This is a genomic window from Sphingomonas sp. HDW15A, from assembly GCF_011301715.1.
Lineage (GTDB): Bacteria > Pseudomonadota > Alphaproteobacteria > Sphingomonadales > Sphingomonadaceae > Sphingomicrobium.
In genome coordinates, this window is record NZ_CP049870.1 from 535,265 (window position 1) to 549,665 (window position 14,401).

General features: G+C 58.5%; 9 protein-coding genes. 6 read left to right on the forward strand and 3 right to left on the reverse strand.

Annotated elements, in window-relative coordinates:
* Positions 1 to 3 precede the first annotated feature (3 nt).
* The 3 genes from G7076_RS02850 to G7076_RS02860 all read left to right on the forward strand — a co-directional run bounded on the left by G7076_RS02850 (position 4) and on the right by G7076_RS02860 (position 4,298).
* Positions 4 to 2,064: a DEAD/DEAH box helicase family protein gene (locus G7076_RS02850; protein WP_166200250.1), complete on the forward strand. Its 2,061-nt coding sequence runs from the start codon at positions 4 to 6 to the stop codon at positions 2,062 to 2,064.
* Entirely contained in the window at positions 2,064 to 3,260 is a 1,197-nt protein-coding gene (locus G7076_RS02855) for a GIY-YIG nuclease family protein (RefSeq protein WP_166200252.1), read from the forward strand. The genes G7076_RS02850 and G7076_RS02855 overlap by 1 nt, the downstream gene beginning before the upstream one ends.
* Positions 3,261 to 3,341: 81 nt before the next feature.
* A complete protein-coding gene (locus G7076_RS02860) occupies positions 3,342 to 4,298 on the forward strand; it encodes a restriction endonuclease (protein WP_240913847.1) in 957 nt (318 codons plus the stop codon).
* A gap of 59 nt (positions 4,299 to 4,357) precedes the next feature.
* Here the strand turns inward: G7076_RS02860 and G7076_RS02865 are convergent, their stop codons facing one another.
* Complete coding sequence (locus tag G7076_RS02865) at positions 4,358 to 4,741, reverse strand: hypothetical protein (protein ID WP_166200256.1); 384 nt, start codon at positions 4,739 to 4,741, stop codon at positions 4,358 to 4,360.
* A gap of 299 nt (positions 4,742 to 5,040) precedes the next feature.
* On the opposite strand from G7076_RS02865, the gene G7076_RS02870 reads away from it, so the two are divergent.
* From G7076_RS02870 to G7076_RS02880, 3 genes are all read left to right on the forward strand, one after another.
* Positions 5,041 to 5,328 (forward strand): hypothetical protein, encoded by a 288-nt coding sequence (locus G7076_RS02870; RefSeq protein WP_166200258.1) that lies wholly within the window; start codon positions 5,041 to 5,043, stop codon positions 5,326 to 5,328.
* 8 nt (positions 5,329 to 5,336) lie between these two features.
* Positions 5,337 to 5,552: a hypothetical protein gene (locus tag G7076_RS02875; RefSeq protein WP_166200260.1), complete on the forward strand. Its 216-nt coding sequence runs from the start codon at positions 5,337 to 5,339 to the stop codon at positions 5,550 to 5,552.
* Positions 5,553 to 7,532: 1,980 nt separating this feature from the next.
* Positions 7,533 to 10,562, forward strand: coding sequence for a DEAD/DEAH box helicase family protein (locus G7076_RS02880; protein ID WP_240913848.1), 3,030 nt, complete (start codon positions 7,533 to 7,535; stop codon positions 10,560 to 10,562).
* A gap of 849 nt (positions 10,563 to 11,411) precedes the next feature.
* Here G7076_RS02880 and G7076_RS02890 read toward each other — a convergent pair.
* On the reverse strand, positions 11,412 to 12,749 hold the full coding sequence (locus tag G7076_RS02890) for an MvaI/BcnI family restriction endonuclease (RefSeq protein WP_166200264.1): 1,338 nt from the start codon (positions 12,747 to 12,749) through the stop codon (positions 11,412 to 11,414).
* A gap of 100 nt (positions 12,750 to 12,849) precedes the next feature.
* Positions 12,850 to 14,211, reverse strand: a complete 1,362-nt coding sequence (locus G7076_RS02895) for a DNA cytosine methyltransferase (protein WP_166200266.1) — start codon at positions 14,209 to 14,211, stop codon at positions 12,850 to 12,852.
* Positions 14,212 to 14,401: the final 190 nt, after the last annotated feature.

Here is a 14,401-nt window from a genome sequence, read left to right on the forward strand (position 1 = left end):
GACATGACCGACTTCATCACCGTCGAATACGGCTCCACTGGTGCCAGCAAGACTACCAACGAGCTCGGCATGCGTGCCATGCAGGCCCGCGCCTATGATGCACGCAACTCGCAGTACCTGCTGATCAAGTCGCCTCCGGCATCCGGCAAATCGCGAGCGCTGATGTTCCTCGGCCTGGACAAGCTTCACAATCAAGGTTTGAAGAAGGTCATCGTCGCGGTGCCCGAGCGCTCGATCGGCAACTCCTTCCGCTCTACCAACCTTGCCGATCACGGCTTTTTTGCCGATTGGGTAGTCTCGCCCCGAAACAACCTCTGCGACATGCTCGGCGGCGAGGGCGGCAAAATCAACGCGTTCGTCCGGTTCATGGATTCCGACGACGACGAGATCATCGTCTGCACCCATTCCACCCTGCGTCATGCGTTCGACCGCATCATGAAAGAGGGCAGGGGGATCGCCGCCTTCCACGACTGCGTCCTGGCCGTCGACGAATTTCACCATGTCTCGGCCGATGCCGACAATCGCCTGGGCGAACTGATCCGCGCCGTCATGGCCGAAGACTCGATCCACATCGTTGCGATGACAGGCTCCTACTTCCGCGGCGACCAGGTCCCGGTCCTACGTGCCGAGGACGAAGAGAAGTTCACCCGGGTCACTTACACCTACTATGAGCAGCTTTCGGGCTACGAGCATCTCAAGACGCTCGGCATCGGGTACCACTTCTACCACGGCAACTACCTTGCCGCGATCGGCGAAGTCCTCGACCCGTCAAAGAAGACCATCATCCATATTCCCAACGTCAATTCGCAGGCCGCCCTTGGCGACAAGATCCGCGAAATGAACGGCATTCTCGACGTTCTCGGCGACGTTGAAACGGTGGATCCCGCAACTGGCTTTCAGCACCTAAGGACGCCTGACGGTCGCATCCTTAAAATCGCCGACCTCGTCACGCCTCAGACCCAGCAAACGGTCCTCTCCGGCCTTCGTACCGTAGAGAACAAGGAAGACCTCGACATCGTCATCGCCCTTGGCATGGCCAAGGAGGGATTCGACTGGATCTGGTGCGAGCATGCGCTCACCGTCGGCTACCGTGGTTCGCTTACCGAAGTAGTCCAGATCATCGGCCGGGCTACCCGTGACGCGCCAGGCAAGGCCCACGCCCAGTTCACCAACCTCATCGCAGAGCCTGACACTACCGACGATGTCGTCCGCACCGCTGTCAACGACATGCTGAAGGCCATCGCCTGCTCGCTGCTGATGGAACAGGTCCTCGCGCCGAATTTCAATTTCAAGACCAAGCCCAGCGATGACCGCTTCGATGGCGCCTCGCGGCCTGGCAGCAAGATCGACCTTGCCGATCCGGAACCCACCATCGAAATCAACGGCCTGAAGGAACCAGCCAGCAAGCGCGCAAAGGAGATAATCCAGACCGACATGACCGACCTCATGGCAGCGGTACTGCAGGACAACCAGGTTCTGCGCGCCAGCCTCATTCCCGGCGAGTTCCCGCCGGAAACGGTCAATCAGGTGCTGATCCCCAATCTCATCGCCAAGCGCTATCCTGACATCGCCGAGAACGAGGATGATATCGAGGCCATCCGCCAGAATGTCGTCGCTCGCCGCGCGGTCCTCGCCACACTCACTGGTACTAGCTCTACCGCCAGCAACAACGCCGACGGCGATGAAGCCACCGAGGGCCAGAAGGCTCACGCCCAGTTACTCAAACTGACCTCGAAGTTCCTGTCGTTGCCAGAGCTCAGCATCGATCTCATCGACCAGGTCAATCCCTTCCACGGCTCTTATGAGATCCTGTCGAAGGCACTCGGCGAATCCGTCCTGCGGCGCATTCACCAGACCATTGCCGAGACGCGTATCGAGATCACAGAGGCGGAGGCCATGGCCCAGTTGCCACGCATTCGCGCCTTCGTTGACGAACATAATGGGAGGGAGCCGAGCATTACCTCTGCCAATCCCATCGAACGGCGCATGGCCGAAGCCCTAGCGTGGATACGCGCCGCCGCGGTTCGTCGCCAGAAAGAGAAAGCGAAGGACCAGGCTGCCTGATGAGCCGGTCCCAAACCACGTTCTACGAAGCGCTCGACGAGCTCATCGCAGCAAAGGACAGCCTGTTCGTTCCTGTGGTGAAAGCGCCGTCTTCACCAGCCGATGAACTTGCGCGCCTCTTCCAAGACATCGTGGCTTTCCATGAGCGACACGGACGGGCGCCCGACAGGCTTTCCCGCGCACCAGACGAAATGCGCCTTGGGATTCGGCTCGAAACATTCCGCAACGATCCTGAAAAAATTGCCAAGCTGGCACATCTCGACACAGCTGGCCTCTTGGCTGCTCCATCGCTGGCCCCGGTACCAACGACCATCGACGAATTGCTCGCCGCCGGCGATGACTACGCCGATCTGCTCGCTACGCCGGACGACCATATCTTCGATTTCAAGGAAACGCCGGCGCCGCAGCCCAAGGCCGAAGCGGATATTATTGCCGAGCGCATTCGCTGTCGCGATTTCGATCGATTCCGCCCTATCTTCGATGCAGCCATCGCGGATATCGCCAATGGTATCCGCTCAACCACGCCTACCTCAAGAACATCCCAGATCGAGGTGGGAGACATGTTCATCCTCGATGGACAGTTCGCTTACATAGCCGACGTCCGCGAGCGGGAGACATCCGACAGTAAGGACCGGGGCGACAAGTCCAATATCCGTCTCCGCGTCATCTACGACAATGGCACGGAGAGCGATCACCTGCTTCCGTCCTTCGGCAAGGCGCTCTGGCGCAGCGACAACAGCCGCCGCGTCATCAGCCCAGAAGCCGGGCCGCTGTTCGACGGACAGGAAGCCCCCATTGCCGGCCGGGTCTACATTGCCCGCACCCTTTGTCAGAGCAGTGAGCTGGCCGATCTCGCGCAGCATATGATCAAGATCGGCTCGACCACGGGAGATGCCCAATCTCGGTTGGCCACAGCCAAGACAGACCCGACCTTTCTCCTCGCCGAAGCCAAGTTGCTCGTCGAGTTCGACACGCGCGTGCAGCCCGCCAGGGTCGAGCGCATCCTTCACCGCTTTTTCGCTGATGCCTGCGTCTCGGTTCGCGTTCCTGATCGCTTCGGCAAGAGCGTGGACCCACGCGAGTGGTTTCTGGTCTCGCCAGAGGCGGTCGAGCAGGCAATGGAGCTCATCAACCAGAAAAGCCTGCATCTCTACCGATACAATGTTCAGGACGATCGTATCGAGCTGAAGACGTGAGGCCGTATACGATGGGATTATTACATTCGTCGATTCTGGGACACCAAGATGGCTAGTGAGCAAAGAATCTGGGGCGTTCACATGCCGAAGGAATTCGGCGATGACCCGGTCGCACAAGGTTATGTCGCTATCGGCTGGCCCGAACTTGGCGATCTTTCTGCGATCCCGCCAACGCGTGAGGCCTTCAAGACCGCTTATGCTGCCGCCATCCCAAATTCGAAGCCTGGAGCGGTGCCTGTCTCCGCAGGACAGCTCTACCGCTTCGTGCATGACATGCAGCCGGGCGAGATCGTTATCTTTCCATCGAAGCACGATCGCATGGTCAACATTGGCGTCATCGCTGGGGGTTACGTCCATGATCCGGCCAATCCGGATTACGCGAACAGACGCCCGGTTGAATGGAAAGCATCTCTGCCACGCAACAAATTCACTCAGGCCGCACTCTATGAGATCGGATCTTTCCTCTCGGTCTTTCGGGTGTCCGCCAATGCCGATGAGTTTATTGCGGCCTTGGAAGGCACGCCATTCGTCGCCGACGTTGGCGACGAACCTGACGAGGCGGCATCAATAGCGGAACAGTTCGAGGAGAGCACCGAGGACTTCGTGATTGGTCGTCTGAAAAATGCGCAGACCTCGCTCGAGTTCGAACACTTCGTCGCGCACCTACTCCAATGCATGGGATATTTCGCGCGCGTGACAAAAGCGAGCGGAGATGGCGGAATCGATATCATCGCTCACCATGACGAACTCGGTTTCGAGCCGCCGATAATCAAGGTTCAATGCAAGCAGATGCTCGGCACCATCGGTCGGCCGGAGGTCCAAAAGCTGAACGGTGCGATCGAGAATGAAGAAAAGGGGCTTTTCGTCACTTTAGGCAACTTCTCGCCAGACGCCCGAACCTACGAGCAAGCGCGACCAAATTTGCGCCTAGTCGATGGACGAACCTTGGTCGAAATGATTTACAATCACTACGATAAGTTCTCTCCACGGTATCGAGCCTTGGTCCCGCTGAAGCGGACGTTTTCCCCAAGTATTTGAGCGGGGCTATACCGTCCCCACGTCCGCATGAGGATGTCTGACAATGAGGTCAGGCTCCCTCATTGCGCAACGTTTTGAGTCAGGTTGGCGCTTGAGAGTTCGAGCTCGCTAGCTGCCAACTCAACATCCACCGCAGCGCTATCTATGTCCGGAACGACGTCGCGCCAATTTTCGGATTGGAGGCGATCGATTTCAACACGCAACATCGCTACTGCAGTTTGAAGATCGTCGACATCATCGGCAATCGCCTCAGCGTCTTCTCTAGCACTTTCTAAGTGAACGGCGCGTTCTTCTGCCGCCATCTCCTCGGCTTCTTCCCAGGCAAACTCCGATGCGCCGTTTTGGCAGCCGCAAATGAGAGAAACGCATCCCCCTATCATCATAAGACGGCCGAAAGTGTTGAAAGATGACGACATCGGCAGTGATTTGGTTATGACTTTCACTAACAATTTCCTTGGAACAACACGCGCGGAAAGGAGCGTGCGATCTGTTTGATCGCTAACGATAACGTTCGCCACCTTTTTGGTGCGCAGTGAGGCAATTGTTTTGGAGGTGGCCTAACCGCACTGTCGCTTAGTCCACCCCCATCCTGCGGCTTTAGGTGATCGCTCTCTTAGCAATCGACGTCGTCGTCGAATTGCCGTCCTCTGCTTCTTCCACTCTCCCTGATTAGACATCTTGACCTAGGGTTATATAGTTATACATATGGTACGTATGTAGGTACTAAAAAGAGGAGCCCTGAATGTCTCGAGAAGCGCTTATGCGCGACGCAGCCCGGCGCGGGAAATACGCGCCCTTGTACCGCCACTTGGACCAGATGCGCGGTGACGAATGGGCGACGACATTCCGCGAACTCGAGCAGATTCTCGGTTTTCGGCTGCCTAACAGCGCGAGGCTTTACCGCCCTTGGTGGGCGAACGACGTGAAGTCCGGACACAGCCAGTCGATGGCCTGGTCTATGGCTGGCTGGAAAACGGGCAACGTTGACCTCGATGCGGAAACGCTCGAGTTCCGCCGGGATAAGCGATGATGGCGATCATGCGTTGCAAATCCCATGCTCCGCGGAAGGCAATTCGCAACTACGTGTGGGCAGTGGAGCCGGTCGGCTATCCCGCCACAGCGCTGGTGTGCGGGTCCGTTCACTGCATGGAGCCGGCATTCATTTGGCTCGAGGAAGAAGAGGCTCGCCAGTTCGATGCGGGTGAGCGTGTCTTTCGTGCCTTCACTGCAACCATGAAAGTCCGGGCTGCGTAGTATGAGTGTTGTCGACTTCCACATCTCAGCAGAAGCAAGTTCTCCTCGTTGGTAGGCTGCCTGAAGATACTGCTTGGGGTGGCTGGAGGACTAATCATCGGCAGCTTGCTGGCGATCGCATTCCTGTTCGCGTTAGGCCAGCTCTTCGGCTGAATAAGAATCCAACTTGGTAGGGCTTGGAAGTTATTTCCGCTTAATTTGCTTCACAAGACTGTGCTGACCGATAAGGTAGCGAGAAAGCGGGGTGTATTCATGGCGACGTTGGTAGAGGTACCGAACGCGGAAGAACGCGAGCGCGTGGGAGCTCTTGCTCAATTCATTGAAGAAGAATGCGGAAAGCGCCTCGCAGCCTATTCGGCTCAACCGCGTGACACCAACGAGCACTATGAGACGGAAATCGAAGTCCTCTCGGGCGGCTACGCCTATCGTCAACTATTCGAGCTGGTGCAGAACGCAGCTGACGCAGTTCTAGAAAGCGACGAGGGTGCCGGCCGCATCTATGTTCGTCTCGAGGCTGATCGACTAATTGCCGCGAACACGGGTGCCCCGCTCGATTCCGACGGCGTTATCGCGCTACTCAACGCTCGTAGCTCCTCCAAGCGTACAGGGCAGATCGGGCGATTCGGTATTGGCTTTAAATCGCTACTGAAGCTCGGTGGCACCGTTGACCTGATTAGTCGGTCTATTGGCATGCAGTTCGACCCTGAGTGGTGCCGAACGAAGATCCGTCAGCACTTAGTTCTGGGTCCAGATGCAAGGGCTCCCGGAATGCGTCTTGCCAAGGTGTTGGACCCCTTGGACGATAATAGTCCGCTACTACCTGGTCGGCCCTTCGATTGGGCGACAACGGTTGTGACTTCCCAAATCCGCGATCCAAAAGATCGCGAGCGGCTAGCCGAAGAAATGAATCAATTTCCGGCCGAATTTGTATTGTTCCTAAGCTCGGATATCGACCTTGAGCTCGAGGTGGTAGGGGAATCGAAACGCACCATTTCTCGTCGGCATGAGCAAGATACAATCATCGTTGGGGACGGATCGAGCGAAACCCGCTGGCGCCTCTTCGAAAAAACCGTGCGGATCGACGATCCCGATGCAAGGGCTGATGCGCTTCATCTTCAGGCGCGCGACGAGGTCCCTTTGTCCTGGGCTGCACCCGTATCGGCAAAAGAAGCGGTGGCTGCCGGATCCTTCTGGGCCTTTTTCCCGACCCAGACTGCAACACTGGCATCAGGCATTCTCAATGCGCCTTGGAAGCTCAACAGCGACCGGACCAACCTCATTCCCGGTGCCTACAACCGCTTACTGATGGAAGCGGCGGCGGAGCTCATGGCCGAGAATATTGCCAAGCTCGCAACCGAAGTAGATCCAGGAGCGCCAATTCTTGCACTACCCCGGAAGGTGGATCGGTCCGGCGAATTGGCAGCGCCGCTGGTCGAGGCACTGTGGGATCGACTTGTGGAAACCGAACTAGTCGCAAGTGCTGCCGGTAGAATGTGTCTCCCGCGGTCGCTCTTTCGGCATCCGATCGAGGAAGACGAGCTCATTGCGGAGTGGGTCGCGCTCGCCGACGACGTAGTTCGCGCGAGGGTTGCTCACGCGACGTGCCAATCGGGAAAACTGCGGTCTAGCCGTCTTGACGCGTTGGCTCGCGAGGCAACCGAACGGGCAGAAGATGGCCGCGAGGCCCTTCCGAAGTTTTCGCTGTCGGAATGGGTAGAGTTCGTCGCAAGCGAAGATATCGATAAGGCCGCTAAGCTGCTTGGCTTCCTAGACCGGCTGATTAAGCGACACGGGACAACTGGATACGAACTTAGGCGGACCAAGTTCATTCCGTCGGCTCGCGACGGGCTGATTGCCCCAACTCAGGCAGTCATTTGCCCGCCGGATCGCGCGCCCACCGGCAGATCTGCCGTCGCCTCTGAGATCGTTGAGCGTCCGGAACTCAAGCGCTTACTCGTCGAGCTGTTCGACGTACCCGAGATGGACGAGGAGCTTTGGGACAGCGTTCTTATTGATTCTTATACCCGGGCACTAGTGTTCGGCGGCGACGAGAATTGGGCCACCTTCTGGGCAAATTTCGAAGAAGCCCCGCGAGAACGAGTGGCGTCCTTCCTGACGGACGAAGATCCGCAGGAGTTCTCCTTCCGCTCCAAGGCCGGGTCGTTTGAACCGCGCCATGACTTGGTCCTAGTTGAAGGAGAGGAAAGCGATCAACTCGACACCGATATCATTCTCGACCAATCCTATCATGCTGTTCATTGGGACCGCCTCCCAAAGGAATGGACTGGTCTTTTCGGCCCCATCGAGGTCGACGAAGTCGGCACCTGGGAAGGAAGAGGCTGGGACCAAATGTCCCCCTACCTTCACACCATCAACGACCTCGGCCGGCGGAGGATGCCCTACGGCCCGCGCGAATATTTGCTCGGCGTTTTGAGGAAAGACTGCATTTTGATGCCGTCCGGATGGCGAATTCTTCCAGAGCTAACGGACGCTCTGGCTTCCAGGCTCACCGATGAGCTAGTCACGGAGATGTGGAGCCTCGTTTCGGCGAGCTGGATGCGCGACCGTGACACTTCGCATCCTTATCCCGCCATCACCTTTGGCCACACCACGCGCCCGGACTCATATGCTGAATTCAGTGCTCCGCACCCTTTCGCGTACTGGCTGCACAAGTTTGGCCGAATAGAAGTTGGTGAAAGAACGGTGCCTCTCAGTGCGTTCGGCGAGGCGGAGCGCGACGCGCTCAACCTGTTGGAGCCCAAGATTGGCGGAACGCTTATCCCTTATTTCGACAGCCTCGCCGAGGATACCGACCTACATTTCAGTTGGACACAAACCTCGGCTGAGGAAGAAGTCTGGGGGGGTCTCTTTGAGCTCGCCTGGGAATGGACCGACAACTTCGCTGCCTTAAGACCGGTTTGGGAGGCTGGCGCGCGGTTAGGCCAGGTCCCGGATCTCGTACCAACAGACGACGGCCCGGTTCCGATTGCCGAGATCTTCGTCACCGACCATCCGACATCTGCGAGCGACGTCGACGACGGTCACATCATTATTCTAAGCGAAGAAACAGCTTTAGCCTGGCAGGCAGCCGGCGCGCAGCTCCTCGCCGACCACTCCGAGCTCACCTACGATGCAAAGCTGGGCGATCCGCTGCGATTGAGCAGTCTTTTCCCTGAGCTCGCGCCCATCCTCAAGACCAGGCTTGCGAGACGACTCGACGCGCTGTGGGTTCAGGGACTCAAGGAGCGCTCGGGACGGCATCTCGTTGAGCCTCTCTTGGCCTATGATCATTCAGGGCTGATCCTAATCGACCGCGCCAGATTTGAATCCGAGGGCTGGAACAGCCGCACCAAGCAGCTCCTAGAATTTTTAAGTTCCCAAGATCTCATTGATATCACCGCCGAAGAGGCCATGGCCAAGCTCGTGAGCCGTCGGGTGGTCGAAGCGAGGGCGCGCGTTCGAGCTGGAAGCTCCTTAGAGGAACGACTCCTTTTGGCAGTCGGCGGATCACGTAACGCGCTTTTCGGTCAACTTACCGAAGCCACACGGGAGGCGATCCCGGCGAGACTTTCGGACAAGGAACTCGCCGCCCTGACGCTTGCCGTGCATGGTCCGACGATATTGTCGCGGCTAAGGGACACCCTACAAACAGAGGGACTCGATCCACCGTCTAGATGGGCTGGCGAGGCCGCCCTGACATTTGTCTTGGAACTTGGCTTTCCACCCGAGTTTGCAGCAAGCTCAAATCTTCGCCGGACGGCCGAATGGATCGTAAATGGTCCGATCTACCTCCCGCCACTGCACGATTACCAAGACGACATCCTCGAGGGTCTGGAGAAACTGTTCGAAAGTGGCGCTGGGCGTCGACGCGCAGTTGTGAGCCTGCCCACCGGTGGGGGCAAAACCCGTGTCGCAGCTGAAGCCATCGTACGACTCATTTTGAATGGGGAAGGCAAGCGAACCGTACTGTGGGTCGCGCAGACCGACGAGCTTTGCGAGCAAGCGGTTCAATGTTTCCGGCAGCTCTGGGTGAACGTAGGAGCGCTCGAAGAGGATCTGAGGATTGTTCGTCTGTGGGGTGGACAGAAGAACCCAGCAGCGCCTGAAGCCAATGAGCCAGTTGTCGTCGTTGCAAGCATCCAGACCCTCAACGCTCGGCTGGACGTGGAGCAACTCGATTGGCTTGCCCAGCCAGGAGTTGTCGTGATCGATGAGTGCCACCATGCCATTGCTCCAAGTTATTCCTCCCTGCTGCGCTGGCTCGACGTTCAGACTGGCCAGGAGATTGAACGTGAAGAGGAGCCGCCGGTCATTGGTTTGAGCGCCACTCCTTGGCGCGGCTATGACGACGATGAATCACGCCGGCTTGCTGCACGCTTCGATCAGCGCTGGCTTCCCAAGGACCAACATCAACTACACCAGGACCTGCTCGAACGGAAAGTCCTGGCGAAACTTGCCTATCATCCCGTTCGCTACGACAAGGTCGTTGAGCTGAGCGAAGCGGAAATCCGCCACCTTGACCAATACAAGGAACTGCCCGAGTCCTTTGTGGAACGCATCGGCGCCGATCCAGACCGCAACGACCGGATAATCGAAAGTGTTCTGAACAGCCGGGCGTCGTCAATCCTCCTGTTCGCCAACTCGGTGAAGCACGCCCAATATCTTGCTGCTCGACTTCATCTAGCAGGGTGTCCGGCTGCTGCGGTCAGCGGCGAAACAGACCGCCTGGCCCGTCAGCATTTCATTCGTCGCTTCAAGTCAGGCGAGCTCAAGGTCTTGTGTAATCACAGTGTCCTCACCACTGGGTTCGATGCGCCGAAGGCCGACATGATACTGATTTCGAGGCCCGTACTGAGTCCTGTCCGATATATGCAGATGGTCGGACGTGGGCTCCGTGGACCTAAGAACGGCGGAACGGAGAAGTGCAAGATCGTGACGGTCGAGGACAATATCCTCAACTACCGCGACCGTCTTGCCTATCATTTCTGCCGTCGATTCTTCGAGGTCTGAGCGAAAGGTGCGCGGAGCTACGGTGGGGACTTAGGCCCTGTGTGTCGGTCAACGAACTCAAGAAATTGTTGGAGTAGAAAGTTCGTTTTTCGCGGCTACCTTGCCGCCTTTTCGCGAACTGTGTCTCCGAAAAAAGCGCAATAGCCGTTCACTGGGCAACTCTCGCACAAAGGCCTCGGCGCCTTGCACACGAGTGCTGCGAAATCGAGTACCGCCCAGTTCTTCTCACTCGGTCGTGGCCCCCTGACGAACCACCTCGCCGCGGCCTGCAGCCAAGGATCGTACCTAATGTCCGCGAGGCGTCGCGGCCGCACGACGCGCTCAATTACGCGCGCCATGTTGACATCTAGGAGCGGTGCAGCCTTGCCGTGCTGGAACAGGAGCACCGCGTTAGAGACGTATTGCCCACCGCCGGGATCGGTGCGTGCTCGACCGGGTTGGAGGGAAACTTGCCGTCGTTAGCCGCAGCATACTTGGCTATTCCGAGCAGTGAAGCCGCCCGCCGACGCCACAATCCCAGCGGTCTTAGAAATTCTTCTAGGTCCCCTGGGCTGGCCTCGGACAGCGCTTGCCAGCCGGGAAACCTTTCCATGAAAGCCGGGTAAAACCGCGAGACCGCCGCAGCGGTAGTTCGCTGTAGTAACACCTCGACGACGATCTTCTCGTATGTGCTCGCCTCGTCAGTGCGCCACTGGTACTCGCGTCCGTTCGTCGTCCACCATCGCGCCAGGTCACGCGATAGTCGCGTTAGCTTTTTCTTCTCTGCCGGGGTTAGCGCGTCGGCCGAGCCTGCGTACTCAAGCTTGAGGGCCACTTTCGCTGTTTCGGGTGCGACCATTGCTCCAACGCTTAAGCGGCGAGGTCAAAGTCCAGCGGCGACTTGAAAAGGAGGGGCAGGTCCGATTGCCTGATCTTGAACAGGTAACCCTGATCCTTCGCCGTGCCGGTCTTCGTCTCCTTGATCGTGTAGTCGAGGGTGATGACGCCCGCTTCGAGCAACATCGGCAGCCTCGCCTCGCTCACGCCCGACGTGTACCTCGCCGCTACGTAATGGAACTTCTCCGCGGCGCCGGTGCCCTGCGTCTCGGCCTTAACCCAAAATGTTTGCCCGTGCTTTTCTGCTAAGCGCGCGAAGAGCTTCTCGAACTTCCACGTCGCGTCCCGGACAACGCTAGTGCCGTCGGTCCACGACTGGTGCAAGAAGTCGTTGCCATCGACCTCGAGCAACAGCCCATAGCTGTTACAAGTCGACGCGCACATCTCGTGGAAGAGCTGGTTTCGCCCCTTCTTCTCACTGAAGCGACCCCGTTCGCGGAGGATGTCGGCCGATCCTTTTAACCGGCTGATGCTCCAGTCCGGAACCTGCGAGAGGATCGTCGTTCGTCCCCGCTCATGCGATCCCTTGCGGCCGGCCTTGATCTCGATGCCCTTGTAATCGGGCGCCTTGCTGCTGTTGCACCTGATACCGAGCAGGCTTTCCAACGTGAAACCAACGCCCGTGTCGCCTGGTCTCAAGGTCGGCACGAAACCGCGTGAGCCCACCGATTTCAGCATGGACAACAGCTCGAGCGCCTCTTGCGACAATGTGCCCGGTTGAGTTGAGCGCCCTGGCTGCTCCTCTGCCATCGCTAGTAATGGCGAGGGCGCTGCTTGGCTGCTTGGACACGAAGTGTAGCCAAGGAGGATCTCGGTCGCCTCGGCCGCGCTCATCCTCGCCAGGATCTCGGGCGTAGGCCGCTCGGAACTCCACGCGCGCCAGAATGGGGAAGCGCGATTGTCGAGTAGGGAAGGGAGATCACTTCTCGACGTGTTTACAACTAGCAGCTTCTTGCCGGCGGCGCATATCGCCAGCAGGTCCCCGGGCCCAGCGAACTTCGCGAGCGACCCGAACCAGATTCGAGGATCCCCCTCCTTCGCGTTCGGTCGGTACAACGACGTGCTCGTCTCGATCACCTCCCCGCTCGAAAAGAGAACGGTGTCGATTAGAACCTTGGAGTCGCGACCCTGCAGTTGACCCGCGTAGTCGTGGATTCCTTGCTCGCGAAGCCACGCGCGCACGCCATATGTCGCGTCCATGATCGATTTCTCGAGGCCGGTGGCGGTGGGTACTATGAACGCGCAGTCAATCCCGTGATCCGCGAAGACACGCAGGGTCGCGGCGACGTCGCGGTTGGACGAGCTCAACACGAAGTCCGCTCCTGAACGATGGCGGCGAGTCGACAAGCGGTAAACAACTGGCTCATCCCGCCCTGCTAGCGGGCAGACGATCTACGTGTCTACGGTGGCGTCACTTGTCCGCAACGGACTCCTCAAGGATGCGCTTGAAATGTCGACCGACGCGCTCCGCTAGGCGGACCGGCACCGCGTTCCCAATTTGCGTATACTTCGGTACCTCGCGGTCGAAGTTTCCTTCACGTGGATTGCCAGCGCGCCGGAGGCCGCCCGTCGTTCGCTTGCCTTCGAACCGGTACCAGTCGGGAAATGTTTGTAACCGTGCCCATTCGCGCACCGTGAGCGAGCGTGGCTGCGCGTAATGCACGTAATCGTCCGGCAGCGATGTCGCCGTGATACTAGGCGGCTTGTTGCCCCACCTCTTGGGGAGCACTCGTTGTGCAAATTTTTTCGTGCGCGCGTATTCCGGGATCTCGCCCTCGTTGTCTATCATGTGCCGGAACTTCTTCACGATGTTGGGGGCATGCTTGGAGTACTCGTGGTCCGTCACTTCACCTGGGCGCCTATGCTCGTGCTTTGGCGCCGGGACCCGCATAGCCCGTTGTTCCCTCGTGGTGGCCTTTCCCGGATAACTGTTGGTCGCGAGACGGCCCGGCGGGTAGACGCCCGTGGCGAAGTACTTGTCCATTTCCGGGTCCACCAAGTCATCGAGCAAGTCGATCAGGTCTGGGCACTCGGAGGGTTCACCCTTCGGCAAAAAGCCGCACTTGACCGCGTCCTCCAAGTCCGCCTCGAGATCGAGCAGGGGGTTGTCGAGAACGATGTCGTCGCGGATGCCGACAAGTAGGACCCGCGGCCGGTTCTGCGGGACTCCGTAGTCGCCGGCGCGGACGAGTGTCCAGCGCACCTGATAGCCGGGGATATTCCGAAACTCGTCCCGAACGTCGTCCCAGATCCGGTGCTCGCCGTCCCTAGTCCACTTGGAAGTTAGTAGGCCGCGCACGTTCTCGAAGAGAAAGATCCTCGGTCGCAATCGTTGGATGATGGCGGCCATCCGCTGGTAAAGTTGGTTAGATGGCAGGTCTTTCTTGTCGACCGAGTAGGACCTCCGGTGACCAATGCCCGAGTAGCCCTGGCACGGCGGTCCACCAGCTAGTAGGTCGAGGGTACTACCACCTTTTCCCTTCTTTGCTTCCTTTTCCGAGGGGAACTCAAGGCCAATAGCCTCGAGGTCTGCGACCATTTTCTTGAGACGATCGCCCTGGAGCTCGTGGGCATCGTGGCAGCGCAGGTGTGCCTGTTCGGCGAATGGCTTTCCACCCACGACGTGGTGCCGGTTCGCTAGGTACGTGGCCATCGCGTGCTCGTTGAGCTCGTTGACGAATACCGGCGTGAAGCCCGCGTTTTCCATCCCGAGCGAGAGCCCGCCGCAACCGGCGAAGAGGTCGATCATCGTCAAGCTCATATCGTCGCTCATGGTCCGCACTAATTTTCCTTAAACATCTCTTGCCGCGACCATGGCCGGTAGTCACGACGAAGTCCAGGGGGTTTTGCCTCGATCTCAGAATTTCCCGGTCCCGGGGCGCAAGTGCGCTACCCTCATATCTCGAACCACGGCAGCGAAAGCGTCAGATGCCAAGCCCTCCAATCAATAGTCGGCCAATGAC

Bases quoted from the DNA above. Each gene is read 5' to 3' on its own strand.
- G7076_RS02850 (WP_166200250.1), top strand. From the start codon at position 4: ATGACCGACTTCATCACCGTCGAATACGGCTCCACTGGTGCCAGCAAG.
- G7076_RS02855 (WP_166200252.1), top strand. From the start codon at position 2,064: ATGAGCCGGTCCCAAACCACGTTCTACGAAGCGCTCGACGAGCTCATC.
- G7076_RS02860 (WP_240913847.1), top strand. From the start codon at position 3,342: ATGCCGAAGGAATTCGGCGATGACCCGGTCGCACAAGGTTATGTCGCT.
- G7076_RS02870 (WP_166200258.1), top strand. From the start codon at position 5,041: ATGTCTCGAGAAGCGCTTATGCGCGACGCAGCCCGGCGCGGGAAATAC.
- G7076_RS02875 (WP_166200260.1), top strand. From the start codon at position 5,337: ATGCGTTGCAAATCCCATGCTCCGCGGAAGGCAATTCGCAACTACGTG.
- G7076_RS02880 (WP_240913848.1), top strand. From the start codon at position 7,533: ATGGACGAGGAGCTTTGGGACAGCGTTCTTATTGATTCTTATACCCGG.
- G7076_RS02895 (WP_166200266.1), bottom strand. From the start codon at position 14,211: ATGAGCGACGATATGAGCTTGACGATGATCGACCTCTTCGCCGGTTGC.